This window comes from Mycobacterium sp. URHB0021 (genome assembly GCF_054057895.1).
In genome coordinates this window covers 6724661-6736868 of sequence record NZ_JBSRZT010000002.1, presented here as the reverse complement: position 1 = coordinate 6736868, position 12208 = coordinate 6724661, and the positions used below count along the sequence as shown (strand labels likewise).

The window sequence follows — 12208 nt, the reverse complement described above, 5'->3', positions numbered from 1 at the left end:
GATTACCTCCAGATCGTGAGTTCGTGAGGCAGGTCGGTCAGGCGTTCCACTGTGCCGTCGGTGACCACCACCGGCTCGGACAACTCATAGCCCCAATCGTCCATCCAGATGCCGAGGATGACGTGAAAAGCCATGCCCGCGGACAGTTCTGTCGTCTCACCAGGACGCAGGCTCACGGTCCGTTCACCCCAGTCGGGCGGATACCCGATACCGATCGAGTATCCGATACGCGAATCCTTTTCCAGGCCATGGGGTTTGATCACGCGGTCGAAAGCCTGGTGCACGGTGCCGCCGTCGACGCCCGGGCGGATGGCGGCCAGCGTGGCGTCCATGGCCTCGGCGACCACCTTCGCAGTGTCGGTGAGCCGCATGGGTGGATCACCCAGCATCACGGTCCGCGCCAACGGGGCGTGGTAGCGATCGAACACCCCGGCCAGTTCGATCGTGGTGGCTTCACCGGATCGGAAGACCCGTTCGGTCCACGTCAGATGCGGTGTCCCCGCAGCGTCGCCGGTGGGCAGCATCGGAACCAGGGCGGGGTAGTCGCCACCGTGGGTCGGTGTTCCGGATGCCTGCGCGGCCATGATCTCGGCGACCACGTCGCACTGTCGGCGCCCGGGCCGTACATTGGCGACAGCGGTGCGCATCGCATTCTCGGCGATCGTCCCCGCGATGCGCAGCTGTTGTACTTCGTACGGAGACTTGACGACTCGCACCCAGTTGACCAGTTCGGCGGAGTCGACGAGCCGGTTCGACGGTACCCCGCGCTCGAGCGCCAGATAGCCGCGCGCCGAGAAGAAGTGGGAGTCGCCTTCGATGCCGATCACCTCGCCCGCGGGTACGAGTCGGCGTACCCGGGCGGCGATCCAGTCGAACGGGTGCACGTCGGGGCGGTGCACCAGATCCTCCGGGTAGCCGTGGATGTGGTCGTCGTCGAGGTCGGCAGTGAAGCCCGCGCCCGCCGCGTCCATCGCTCTGGTGAACAGGTGCGGCGGTCCCTCCGCGGCAACCAACAGGCACTGCGGCGTGTAAAACGACCACGCGTTGTAGCCGGTGAGATAGAACAGGTTCGCCGGATCGCACACCACCAGTGCGCCGAAGCCGCGCTGCCCCATGGCTTGTCGCACCCGTCGCAATCGGGTGGCGTACTCGGCCGTCATCACGGCGCGGTCGGCCATCCTCACCGCTCCAGCAGCTGTTGGCCGAGCCCGACCGCCTTGCGGCCGATGGCGTCGAGTGCTGACCACATGGTGACCTGGTTGGCGGTCAGCACCGGCTTGCCGAGCTCACGCTCCAGGCGGGTGATCACGTCATAGGTGGGCAGGTTGGTGCAGCTCACGAAGAGGGCCTGCGCGTCCGGCGTATCGGTGTCGCGGACCAGGCGCGCCGTCACCTCGTACGGCACGAGCCAGATATCGGTGGTCAACCCGAGCCCGGCGGATGCGACCACCTCGACCCCGGCCTCGGCGAGAAAGGCGGTGAGGCCGACGGTGAGTTCGGCGACATAGGGAGTCGCGGTGGCGATCCGGTGGACGTCGAGGTGGCGCAGCGCGGAGAGCAGGGCACCGCTTGTGGTGACCGCGGCCCTGGCCCCGGCGTCGACCATCGCGGCCCTGATCGCCGCTTCGCCCGCGACGCCGCCGATGAAGCTTCCGGAAGTGCACGCATATGCCGTCACCAACGGCGAGACCACGCGCACGTCCGAAACCCCCTGAGCGACCAGTTCTGGGTCCGAGATGTGCACGGCCATCTCCACGGTTGAGGGCAACGGCGCATACGGCATGCGGGTGAGGTGCAGGCTGACGTCCTCGGGAACCCAGCGCCACAGCTCGCGGTCGAGCGCGAAGTCGTAAGGCGCGATGACACCGATTCCGGACTGCTGTAGCGGCGGCGAATGAGCCATGGCCCCAGTCTGGGGGCGCCCCACGCGGACTGCAAGCCGATTGTTGACAATCGTACGGTTTCGTTCCTAGCCTCGGACCCGTGCCTCGAACACGACCGGTCGCCGCGGTCCTGTGCGAGAAGGCGACCGACCGCCCACCCGGCCTCGAAGGCCTGGACGTGGACTTCCGCTACTGCGACGCCGACGGCCTCGCCGAGGCGGTCCGCGGCGCCGAGGCACTGCTGCTCTGGGACTTCTTCTCCACCGCAGTGCGTGACGTCTGGGCCGACGCCGACCGGCTCGAGTGGATCCACATCACCGCCGCCGGCGTGGACACACTGCTCTTCGACGAACTGCGGGACTCCGATGTGCTGGTGACGAATGCGCGCGGCGTTTTCGACCGGCCGCTGGCCGAATACGTCCTCGGCGCCGTGATCGCCTTCGCCAAGGACAGTCTCACGAGCTTCGACCTCCAACGGCGCCACGAATGGCGCCACCGCGAGACTCGCAGCATCAGCGGTGCGACCGCGCTGGTGGTCGGTACCGGAGGCATCGGACGCGAGATCGCCAAACTCCTGCGGGCCGCCGGCCTCGAGGTCCGCGGCGCGGGCCGCAGGCAGGTCGCCGACGACCCCGACTTCGGCGAGATCATCGAGAGCGCCAACCTCGCCGCGGAGGCCGGCTGGTGCGATCACCTGATCCTGGCCGCGCCGCTGACCCCGGCGACACGTGGACTGGTGAACGCGCAGGTGCTCGCCGCCATGAAACCGGACGCGCACCTGGTCAACATCGCCCGCGGGCCGATGGTCGACGAGTCCGCGCTGCTCGAGGCGTTGGCGCAACGACGCATCGGCGGCGCCACCCTCGACGTCTTCGACACCGAGCCGCTGCCGCGGGGCCACCCGCTGTGGGACGCGCCGAACGTGACGGTCACCGCGCACATGTCGGCCGACGCGGTCGGCTGGCGCGAAACCCTGGCCGCCCAGTTCGTGACGAACGCCCGGCGCTGGCTGGCCGGGCAGCCGCTGCTGAACGTGGTGGACAAAAAGCTCGGCTACGTATCGGCGAGAGCAGGCACATGATCCCGCTGGCGACGGAGCTCATCGAGGGCTACCGGAACAAGACGCTCTCGCCCGTCGATGCGACCGAGGCGGCACTGGACGCGATCGACAGCCACGACGGCCGGGTGAACGCCTTCGTCCTGGTGGATCGCGACGGTGCACTCGCGGCGGCCAAGCAGTCGGAGGCCCGCTGGCAGGCCGGCGAGCCCCTCGGGCCCGGCGACGGCGTGCCCACCTCGATCAAGGACGCGCTGTGGACCCGCGGCTGGCCTACCGTGCGTGGCAGTCACCTCATCGACGCGGCGGGTCCGTGGGAGGAGGACGCGCCCAGCGTCGAGCGACTCCGCGAGACCGGCGCGGTCATCCTCGGCAAGACCACCACACCCGAATACTCGTGGAAGGGCGTCACCGACTCGCCGCGCTACGGCGCGACGGGCAACCCGTGGGATCCCACCAAGACGTCGGGTGGATCGAGCGGCGGCAGCGCGACGGCCGTCGGCCTCGGAATGGGGGTGTGGTCGGTCGGCACGGACGGTGGCGGCTCCGTGCGTATCCCCGCGGCGTTCACCGGAACTGTCGCGCTGAAGCCCACGTACGGTGTGATCCCGTTTTATCCGCCGAGCCCGTTCGGGACGCTGTCGCACGCCGGTCCCATGACCCGAACCGTGCGCGACGCCGCCGCGCTGATGGATGTGATCACCGGCTTCGATGCCCGCGACTGGGCGGCGATGCCAACTCCGCAGTCGTCCTTCCTGTCCGAACTCGACGATGGGGTGGCCGGCCTGCGCATCGCCTACTCACCGGATCTGGGATTCGTCCGCAACGACGCCGACGTGGACGCTGCTGTCCGGGCCGCGGTCGACGTGCTGGCCGACGCAGGTGCCGAAGTGGCTGAGGTCGATCCGGGCTTCGATGATCCGGTCGACGCCTTCCACGTGCTGTGGTTCAGCGGCGAAGCCAAGGTGCTGCAGTCCTACGGCGCCCTCGAGGAGCTGGCCGACCGGATCGACCCCGGACTGCACCGCACCGCGGCCATCGGCACCACGTACTCCGCGTCGGACTACCTGGACGCCATGGCGGAACGGATGAAGCTGGGCGGGCTGATGGGTCGCTTCCACCAGACTTACGACGTGCTCGTGACGCCGACGCTGCCGTTACCCGCTTTTCCGGTCGGCCAGGATGTGCCGGACGGTTCGGCGTCACCGGACTGGACGAGTTGGACGCCGTACACCTATCCGTTCAACCTGACCCAGCAGCCCGCACTCAGCGTGCCGTGCGGGTTCACCACCGCCGGCCTGCCGATCGGGTTGCAAATCGTCGGCGCCCGGCACACCGATGCGCTGGTGCTCCGCGTCGGCCAGGCCTACCAGTCCGCCACCGACTGGCACCGGCGCACACCAGCAATACTTTCCGAGGAGGATTCGAGATGAGCAGGCTGATCACCGTCTCGCTGGACAAGCGCGGCGTCAGCTGCGTAGCCCGGATGCTCGACGACGCGGCGCCGCGGACATCGGCCGCGGTATGGGATGCGCTGCCGCTGTCGGCGCCGGTGTTCCACGGCAAGTACGCCCGCAACGAGATCTACACGCTGCTGCCCGCGTTCGCGCCCGCCGATCCGGGTAAGGAGAACACCACGATCACTCCGATCCCGGGCGATCTGTGCTGGTTCTCGTTTGACTCCGACGACCTCGGCAATCCGGCGTACGGCTACGAGAACACCACCGGCACAGGGACAACCGGAGCCATCGTTGACCTCGCGCTGTTCTACGGCCGGAACAATCTTCTGATCAACGGCGACCAGGGCTGGGTGCCGGGCAATGTCTTCGGCGCCATCACCGAAGGGCTCGACGAGATGGCCGCCGCCTGCCAGGACCTGTGGATGGGCGGGGCGCGCGGGGAGACGCTGAGCTTCACCCGCCGCGGCTGACTTCCCCAGGCCGTCGAACGGCCAGCCTCGAACGGCCAGCCTCGACCGGTCATCGGGGCGGAGGCTACGGCTGCAAGCCGGGCGAATACGGGTGTTCGCTGATGTTTGTGGTTCGCGGCCTGTGCAAGCTGGCTGGCATGAGCGAACGCGCGGACACGACGCCGTTGAACTGGAGCGACTTGGGCGTGAATGAGCTTCCGACGGGGACGGTGACGTTGCTGCTGGCCGACGTCGAGGGATCGACGCGGTTATGGCAAACGCAACCAGGGGAGATGACCGCCGCGCTCGCACGCCCGAACCGTGCGGTGGACGATCTCGTCGCCGCCCATGGCGGGGTGCGGCCGGTCGAGCAGGGTGAGGGCTCCCGCGTTCAGCTTGCGCAGGAAGCGGCACGTCGCACCTGATTCACTGCGGTGCGAGCGTGCGCGAGATCGGAAGATTTCCCGGCGTGTCGGTCGCAGACACGCACGCTCGCCGCGAAACTACCGCTTCACAGCGCTGACGTAGCTGAGGTTGGAGAAGAAGCCGATGGTGTCGTCCTCGGGGAACTCGAAACCCTTGGCGTCAAAGGCTTCCCGCATCGTCTTCGCCGTGACATCCCAGCCGTGTCCCGCCAGGTAGTCGGTGACGTGGCTGCGTTCACCGTGGTAGATGAGGTCCTTCATCTCGATGTCGTGGCCGTATTTCTTGAGCCGCTCGGTGATGCGCTGCGACCGCTCGTCCGAGAACATGCTGATGTCCGGAATGTGTTCGGTCGCCACCCGGCTGCCCGGCGCGCTGAGCTCGTCGATCCGGTCGAACAGCAGGTCCTGGGCCTCGGGCGGGAGATAGATCAGCAGTCCTTCGGCGATCCACGCGGTAGGCCTGGTCGGATCGAAGCCGTTGTCCAGCAGCGCCTTCGGCCAATCGTTGCGAAGGTCGATCGCAATGGTGTGTCGTTCGGCCTTGGGATTGGCGCCCATGTCGGCCAGCGTGTTCGTCTTGAAGTCGATGACCTCCGGCTGGTCCAGCTCGTACACCGTGGTGCCGTCGCGCCACGGCAGCCGGTATGCGCGGGCGTCGAGTCCGGCGGCGAGGATCACCGCCTGCCGGATCCCGGCCGCGGCGGCGTCGAGGAACAACGTGTCGAACCATCGGGTGCGGACTGCCATGCCTTCGGCGGCCCGTCGCATGTTGAACTCCGGGTCGACATCCTCGAGTTCGATCTCGCCGTCGAGCGCCTTGGTGATGAATTCGACACCGACGGCACGCACCAGCGATTCGGCGAACGGGTCGTCGATCAGGCCTTCGCGGTGGGCGATCGCGCGCTGGGCAGCCACCATGGAGGCCGTCGCGCCCACACTGGATGCCAGATCCCAGGTGTCGTTGTCCGAGCGGGCCATCACGCCTCCTGCAGGGTTGCCGTGAGGTAGCCGGAGTCGCCGATCAGCCTCGTGAGTTCGTCGTCGGGCAGCTCGAATCCATTGGCGGCAAATGTCTCTGCGGTCGAGTGGGTTGCCACCCGCCAGCCGTGTGACGACAGGTAGTCACCGGCGGCGTTGCGTTCACCCGAATAGAACAACTCCGAAAGGTTGAGGTCGGTGCCCGCACGGCGGGACCGTTCGTCGAGTTACTCCGCCCAGTCCTCGGGCATGTTCGCCATGTCCATGTGCTCGGTGGCAAGCCTGCTGCCCGGCGCGGACAGCGCGGTGATGTTGTCGAACAGTCGATCCTGCGCCTCGGGCGGCAGGTAGACCAGCAGCCCTTCGGCGATCCAGGCCGTGGCCTGTGCCGGCTCGAAGCCCGCGTCGCGCAGTGCGCTGGGCCAGTCGTCGCGGAGATCGATCGCGACAGTGCGGCGTGCGGCGGCGGGGACGGCGCCGAGTCCGTCGAGCGTGGCGGTCTTGAATGCGATCACCTCGGGCTGGTCGACTTCGAAGACCACGGCGCCCGAAGGCCACGGGAGCCGGTAAGCACGGGTGTCCAGGCCCGCCGCCAGAATGACGGCCTGACGGATTCCGGCTTCAGATGCGACGGTGAAGAAGTCGTCGAAAAACCGCGTTCGGACAGCGATCTGCTCGCTTATCGTCCTGCGGTTCATCAACGGATCGTCGTCATCGGGCACCTGGCCGTCGATCATCCTGACGAACGAGTCGAGGCCGACCGCACGTACCAGAGGTTCGGCGAACGGGTCGTCGAGAAGTGGGTCGGGTCCCTGGGACGCGATGGCGCGGGAGGCGGCGACGGCGGTGGCCGTCGCGCCGACACTGGACGCCAGGTCCCATGAGTCATTATCCGTTCTGGCCATGGTGCACACCTACTTTCGTGTCGCGATGACCGCGAGCGAATTGCGCAGCGGCGCAAGCTCGTCGGTATCGGGAAAATCCTTGCCATAGTCTTTGAACAGCTCGGGTCGAGGTTGCGCGGACACCGTCCAGCCGTGCTCGGCCAAATAGTCGACGACGTTGTTGCGTTCGCCCGGGTAGAACAGGTCGGCCAGGTTGACGTCGAATCCGTGTTCCTGCCATTCGCTTCGCAGCGCGGCGGCGCGCTCACCGATGCTCGCTCCCGCGTCCGGGTGGAATTCGGTGGCCAGCCGGCTGCCGGGCGCGCTGAGTGCCGCGATGTTGTCGAAGAGCCTGTCCTGAGCCTCAGGCGGCAGATAAACGAGCAGCCCCTCGGCGCTCCATGCCGTCGGCGCGGTGTCGTCGAATCCGCTGCGCCGCAACACAGCAGGCCAGTCGTGACGCAGGTCGATGGCCACCGCCCTCCGCTCCGCGCTCGGTGTCGCGCCGATGGCCGACATCGTCGCCGTCTTGAACTCGATGACCTGAGGCTGGTCGATCTCGTAGACGACGGTGCCGTCCGGCCAGGGCAACCGGTACGGTCGCGCATCCAGGCCCGAGGCCAGGATCACCGCTTGCCGGATGCCGTTGGCCGCGGCGTCGGTGAAGAAGTCGTCGAAGAACTTGGTGCGCACCGCCATCACGGTGGTCATCAGCCGTGCGGTGTTGCTCTTGTCGACGTCATCCAGATTGAGCTCGCCGTCGGCGAAGCGGGTGAAGAACTCGATTCCGACCGCCCGCACCAGCGGGGCCGCGTAGGGATCGTCGATCAGCGGGCTGGGCTCCCGGCTCGCCACGGCCCGCGCGGCGGCGACCATGGTCGCCGTGGCGCCCACGCTGGACGCGATGTCCCAGCTGTCGATTTCGGAACGGGTCATGCAGCGTCCCGGTCAGCCAAGGTGCCGCTGACGTATTGCAGGTCGCCGAAATTGGTCGTGTCCTCGGCCTCGAGCGGAGGCAGGCCGTTGGCGGCGAATAATTCGCTGACACTGGTGCGGTCGAGCTGCCAGCCGTGGTTTCCCAGGTAGGTGGCGGCTTCGTTGCGGTCACCGAGGTACACCAGTTCGGCGAAATCCAAGTCGAATCCGTGGTCGCGCCACCGCTCGGAAATCGCCTGCATGCGCTCGATGGCCTTCTCGTGGTCGGCCGGGTTGATGTTGGGCACGCTCTCCACGGCCACTCGGCTGCCGAACGCGCTCAGCTCGGTGATCGTGTCGAGCAACCGGTCCTGAGCGTCGGGTGGGAGATAACCGAGGAGGCCTTCAGCACTCCAGGCGGTGCGCTGCTTCGGGTCGAAACCCTCTTCGATCAACGCCGAGGGCCAGTCGTAGCGCAGGTCCATCGCCACGGTGCGCCGGTTCGCGGAGGGCTCGGCGCCGGACTGGGCCAGCGTGGTGCTCTTGAACTCGATGACCTCCGGCTGGTCGATCTCGTAGACGGTCGTCCCCGCCGGCCACGCCAACCGGTACGCGCGCGAATCGAGTCCCGACGCCAGGATGACCACCTGTCGGATTCCTGCCGCGGTCGCATCGAGAAAGAACTCGTCGAAGAACTTCGTCCGGACGGCCATGTTGTCGGTCATCCGCTGCATGCCGGGCGTATCGCTGTCCAGATCTTCGGGCCGCAGGTCGCCGGTGGCGAGGCGGGTGAAGAAGTCCACCCCCACGGCGCGCACGAGCGGTTCGGCGTAGGGGTCGTCGATGAGCGGATTGGGGGCCTTGGTCGCCATCGCTCTGGCCGCGGCAACCATCGTGGCCGTGGCACCGACGCTCGATGCCAGATCCCATGTGTCGTTATCGGTTCGCGCCATGTCCTGACCCCAATCGCCGTAGTACAGGCCGTTAGTTAGTTGATGTAACGACCCGTCGCCGACTGTACGCTCCGAATCTTAAGGACGGCTTCGCGCTGGTCGCGCGGATTGGATGCGGGCCAACGGAACCTCAACTGTTACTCTCGTAGACTGTTTGATGCGTGACTTCGCAGGCTGTGAGCTTGACGGGGCGGCGCGCACGAGTTAACCAAGACGCTGGTGAAACCAGCCCCATCCGCACGCCGCGACCTACGCCTCGGCTGCGCAGGAGGAAGAGTGCTCTCGGCTTTCATCTCATCGCTGCGGACTGTTGACCTGAGGCGAAAGATTCTGTTCACCCTGGGCATCGTGATCCTGTACCGGGTCGGCGCCGCGCTTCCGTCACCGGGCGTGGACTACCCGAATGTGCAGAAATGCGTCGCACAGGTCACCAGTGGCGATTCGGCGCAGATCTACTCGCTGATCAACCTGTTCTCCGGCGGTGCGCTGTTGCATCTGTCCGTGTTCGCCCTCGGCGTGATGCCCTACATCACGGCCAGCATCATCGTGCAGCTGCTCGGCGTGGTCATCCCACGCTTCGAACAGCTGCGCAAAGAGGGGCAGGCCGGCCAGACCAAGCTGACGCAGTACACCCGCTATCTGGCGGTTGCGCTGTCGATCCTGCAGGCCACCAGCTTCGTCGCGCTGGCCGCCAACGGCGGGCTGCTGCAGGGCTGCGATCTGGACATCATCATCGGGCAGAGCCAGGGCCTGAACATCTTCACGCTCGTCGTCATCGTCGTGGTGATGACCGCGGGTGCTGCCCTGGTGATGTGGATGGGCGAGCTGGTGACCGAGCGGGGCATCGGCAACGGCATGTCGCTGCTGATCTTCGCGAGCATCGCCTCGCGGATCCCTACCGAGGGCAAGACCATCCTGGACAGCCGCGGCGGTCTGGTGTTCGCCGCGGTCTGCGCGGCCGCACTGGCCATCATCGTCGGCGTGGTGTTCGTCGAGCAGGGTCAGCGCCGCATCCCCGTCCAGTACGCCAAGCGCATGGTGGGCCGTCGCATGTACGGCGGCACGTCGACGTATCTGCCCCTGAAGGTCAACCAGGCCGGCGTCATCCCCGTGATCTTCGCGTCCTCGCTGATCTACATCCCGCATCTGATCACCCAGCTGGTGCAGAGCGGGCGCACCGATCCGGGCAACGGCTGGTGGCAGTCGTTCATCGCCACCCATTTGACCAATCCGGCCGATCCCATCTACATCGGGATCTACTTCGGGCTGATCGTCTTCTTCACGTACTTCTACGTGTCGATCACATTCAACCCCGACGAACGCGCCGATGAGATGAAGAAGTACGGCGGATTCATCCCGGGCATCCGGCCGGGCAAACCCACCGCTGACTACCTGCGCTATGTGCTCAGCCGGATCACCCTTCCCGGCTCGATCTACCTGGGCGTGATCGCTGTGCTGCCGAACCTGTTCCTGCAAATCGGCAACACCGGCTCCGTTCAGAACCTGCCCTTCGGCGGAACGGCGGTTCTGATCATGATCGGCGTCGGGTTGGATACGGTCAAACAGATCGAGAGCCAGCTGATGCAGCGCAACTACGAAGGGTTCCTGAAGTGAGAGTCGTTCTACTCGGACCGCCCGGCGCGGGTAAGGGCACGCAGGCACAGAAACTGTCCGAGAAGCTCGGCATCCCGCAGATCTCAACCGGGGACCTTTTCCGCAAGAACATCAGCGAGGGCACCCCGCTCGGAGTGGAGGTCAAGCGCTACCTCGACGCCGGCGACCTGGTGCCTGCGGAGTTGACCAACAAGCTGGTCGAGGACCGGATCGAACAGGCCGATGCCGCCGACGGATTCATTCTCGACGGCTATCCCCGCTCGGTGCAGCAGGCCGAGGCGTTCGACGAGATGCTGAAGAACCACAACACCAAACTCGACGCGGTCCTGGAGTTTTCCGTGTCCGAAGCGGAGCTTTTCGAGCGGCTCAAGTCCCGTGGCCGCGCCGACGACACCGAAGAGGTCATTCACAATCGGATGCAGGTGTACCGCGACGAGACCGAGCCGCTCCTGGAGTATTACGGCCGCAGCAACCTGCAGCGGGTTGATGCGGTGGGCTCGCTCGACGAGGTGTTTCGGCGTGCCCTGCAGGCGCTGGGTCGGTGAAACCGACAATCGGGCAGAAGTCGGTGAAACCGACAATCGGGCAGAAGTCGGTGAAACCGACAATCGGGCAGAAGTCGGTGAAACCGACAATCGGGCAGAAGTCGGTGAACCGACAATCGGGCACAAGTCGGTGAACCGGCGATTCAACGGGAGCAAGTGATCGATGATCGGCCTGCCAGGCCTGCGTAATCGCAAGGTGGTCGCGCAGCGCAGCGCCGGTGAACTCGACGCGATGGCCGCGGCCGGGTCGCTGGTCGCCACCGCTTTGCTTGCCGTGCGCAACGCGGCGGCGCCCGGAGTCTCGACTCTCGCGCTGGACGAGATCGCGGAGTCGGTGATTCGCGACGGCGGCGGCGTCCCGTCATTCCTCGGCTATCACGGCTTCCCGGCCAGTATCTGCGCGTCTGTGAACGACCGTGTGGTGCACGGCATCCCGTCGGCCGCCGAAAAGCTGGCGCAGGGGGATCTGGTCTCCATCGACTGCGGCGCGATCCTCGGCGGCTGGCACGGCGACTCGGCGATCACGTTCGGTATCGGCCCGCTGATCGCCGTCGACGAGGCGCTGTCGGAGGCCACCCGCGAATCCATGGAGGCCGGCATCGCCGCCATGGTGCCCGGAAACCGGCTCACCGACGTGTCGCACGCGATCGAGGCCGGCACGCATGCGGCCGAGGCGCGATACGACCGCAAATTCGGCATTGTCGCGGGCTATGGCGGCCATGGGATCGGCCGCCAGATGCACATGGACCCGTTCCTGCCCAACGAGGGCGCGCCGGGCCGCGGCCCGTATCTGGCGCCCGGCTCGGTACTGGCCATCGAACCCATGCTCACGCTGGGCACCACGAAGACCATCGTCCTCGGGGACGAATGGACCGTGGTCACCGCCGACGGGTCTCGCGCGGCGCACTGGGAGCACACCGTCGCCGTGACCGACGACGGCCCGCGAATCCTCACCGGCTAGGCGCCCGCACGCCCACCCGGCGATCGTCACAAAACCCCAGCGAACTGCGTGTTCGCTGGAATGCGAATGAACCGGATCACCGCC

At 66.7% G+C, this 12208-nt stretch carries 11 protein-coding genes and 2 pseudogenes; 7 read left to right on the top strand and 6 right to left on the bottom strand.

Going from position 1 to position 12208, the window contains the following annotated elements; genetic code table 11:
• Positions 1-2 precede the first annotated feature (2 nt).
• Together ACVWWN_RS35230 and ACVWWN_RS35225 are read right to left on the bottom strand one after the other, a co-directional pair.
• A complete protein-coding gene (locus ACVWWN_RS35230; protein WP_457147980.1) occupies positions 3-1178 on the bottom strand; it encodes a M24 family metallopeptidase in 1176 nt (391 codons plus the stop codon).
• A gap of 2 nt (positions 1179-1180) precedes the next feature.
• Positions 1181-1903: a maleate cis-trans isomerase family protein gene (locus ACVWWN_RS35225; RefSeq protein WP_457147979.1), complete on the bottom strand. Its 723-nt coding sequence runs from the start codon at positions 1901-1903 to the stop codon at positions 1181-1183.
• A gap of 80 nt (positions 1904-1983) precedes the next feature.
• Here ACVWWN_RS35225 and ACVWWN_RS35220 point away from each other — a divergent pair, with 80 nt between their 5' ends.
• The 4 genes and pseudogenes from ACVWWN_RS35220 to ACVWWN_RS35205 all read left to right on the top strand — a co-directional run.
• Entirely contained in the window at positions 1984-2964 is a 981-nt protein-coding gene (locus ACVWWN_RS35220; RefSeq protein WP_457147978.1) for a D-2-hydroxyacid dehydrogenase, read from the top strand.
• Positions 2961-4373 (top strand): amidase, encoded by a 1413-nt coding sequence (locus tag ACVWWN_RS35215; RefSeq protein WP_457147977.1) that lies wholly within the window; start codon positions 2961-2963, stop codon positions 4371-4373. Before ACVWWN_RS35220 ends, ACVWWN_RS35215 begins: the two co-directional genes overlap by 4 nt.
• Complete coding sequence (locus ACVWWN_RS35210) at positions 4370-4870, top strand: DUF3830 family protein (RefSeq protein WP_457147976.1); 501 nt, start codon at positions 4370-4372, stop codon at positions 4868-4870. Before ACVWWN_RS35215 ends, ACVWWN_RS35210 begins: the two co-directional genes overlap by 4 nt.
• Before the next feature lie 137 nt (positions 4871-5007).
• Positions 5008-5250 (top strand): annotated as a pseudogene (locus tag ACVWWN_RS35205) (hypothetical protein); the annotation flags it as partial.
• Between the two features lie 102 nt (positions 5251-5352).
• Here the strand turns inward: ACVWWN_RS35205 and ACVWWN_RS35200 are convergent.
• The 4 genes and pseudogenes from ACVWWN_RS35200 to ACVWWN_RS35185 form a co-directional block, all read right to left on the bottom strand.
• The gene (locus tag ACVWWN_RS35200; RefSeq protein ID WP_457147975.1) at positions 5353-6252 is read right to left on the bottom strand and encodes a class I SAM-dependent methyltransferase; all 900 of its coding nucleotides are present in this window, start codon (positions 6250-6252) and stop codon (positions 5353-5355) included.
• Positions 6252-7157: pseudogene (locus ACVWWN_RS35195) on the bottom strand (class I SAM-dependent methyltransferase). Before ACVWWN_RS35195 ends, ACVWWN_RS35200 begins: the two are co-directional and overlap by 1 nt.
• A 9-nt stretch (positions 7158-7166) precedes the next feature.
• A complete protein-coding gene (locus ACVWWN_RS35190) occupies positions 7167-8072 on the bottom strand; it encodes a class I SAM-dependent methyltransferase (protein WP_457147974.1) in 906 nt (301 codons plus the stop codon).
• Positions 8069-9004, bottom strand: coding sequence for a class I SAM-dependent methyltransferase (locus tag ACVWWN_RS35185; RefSeq protein ID WP_457147973.1), 936 nt, complete (start codon positions 9002-9004; stop codon positions 8069-8071). Before ACVWWN_RS35185 ends, ACVWWN_RS35190 begins: the two co-directional genes overlap by 4 nt.
• A 276-nt stretch (positions 9005-9280) precedes the next feature.
• On the opposite strand from ACVWWN_RS35185, the gene secY reads away from it, so the two are divergent.
• The 3 genes from secY to map all read left to right on the top strand — a co-directional run bounded on the left by secY (position 9281) and on the right by map (position 12124).
• Complete coding sequence (secY, locus tag ACVWWN_RS35180; RefSeq protein ID WP_457147972.1) at positions 9281-10618, top strand: preprotein translocase subunit SecY; 1338 nt, start codon at positions 9281-9283, stop codon at positions 10616-10618.
• A complete protein-coding gene (locus ACVWWN_RS35175; protein ID WP_457147971.1) occupies positions 10615-11163 on the top strand; it encodes an adenylate kinase in 549 nt (182 codons plus the stop codon). Before secY ends, ACVWWN_RS35175 begins: the two co-directional genes overlap by 4 nt.
• 163 nt (positions 11164-11326) lie before the next feature.
• Entirely contained in the window at positions 11327-12124 is a 798-nt protein-coding gene (gene map, locus ACVWWN_RS35170; RefSeq protein ID WP_457147970.1) for a type I methionyl aminopeptidase, read from the top strand.
• The last annotated feature ends 84 nt before the right edge of the window (positions 12125-12208 follow it).

Bases quoted from the DNA above. Each gene is read 5' to 3' on its own strand.
- ACVWWN_RS35230 (WP_457147980.1), bottom strand. From the start codon at position 1,178: ATGGCCGACCGCGCCGTGATGACGGCCGAGTACGCCACCCGATTGCGA.
- ACVWWN_RS35225 (WP_457147979.1), bottom strand. From the start codon at position 1,903: ATGGCTCATTCGCCGCCGCTACAGCAGTCCGGAATCGGTGTCATCGCG.
- ACVWWN_RS35215 (WP_457147977.1), top strand. From the start codon at position 2,961: ATGATCCCGCTGGCGACGGAGCTCATCGAGGGCTACCGGAACAAGACG.
- ACVWWN_RS35210 (WP_457147976.1), top strand. From the start codon at position 4,370: ATGAGCAGGCTGATCACCGTCTCGCTGGACAAGCGCGGCGTCAGCTGC.
- ACVWWN_RS35200 (WP_457147975.1), bottom strand. From the start codon at position 6,252: ATGGCCCGCTCGGACAACGACACCTGGGATCTGGCATCCAGTGTGGGC.
- ACVWWN_RS35190 (WP_457147974.1), bottom strand. From the start codon at position 8,072: ATGACCCGTTCCGAAATCGACAGCTGGGACATCGCGTCCAGCGTGGGC.
- ACVWWN_RS35185 (WP_457147973.1), bottom strand. From the start codon at position 9,004: ATGGCGCGAACCGATAACGACACATGGGATCTGGCATCGAGCGTCGGT.
- map (WP_457147970.1), top strand. From the start codon at position 11,327: ATGATCGGCCTGCCAGGCCTGCGTAATCGCAAGGTGGTCGCGCAGCGC.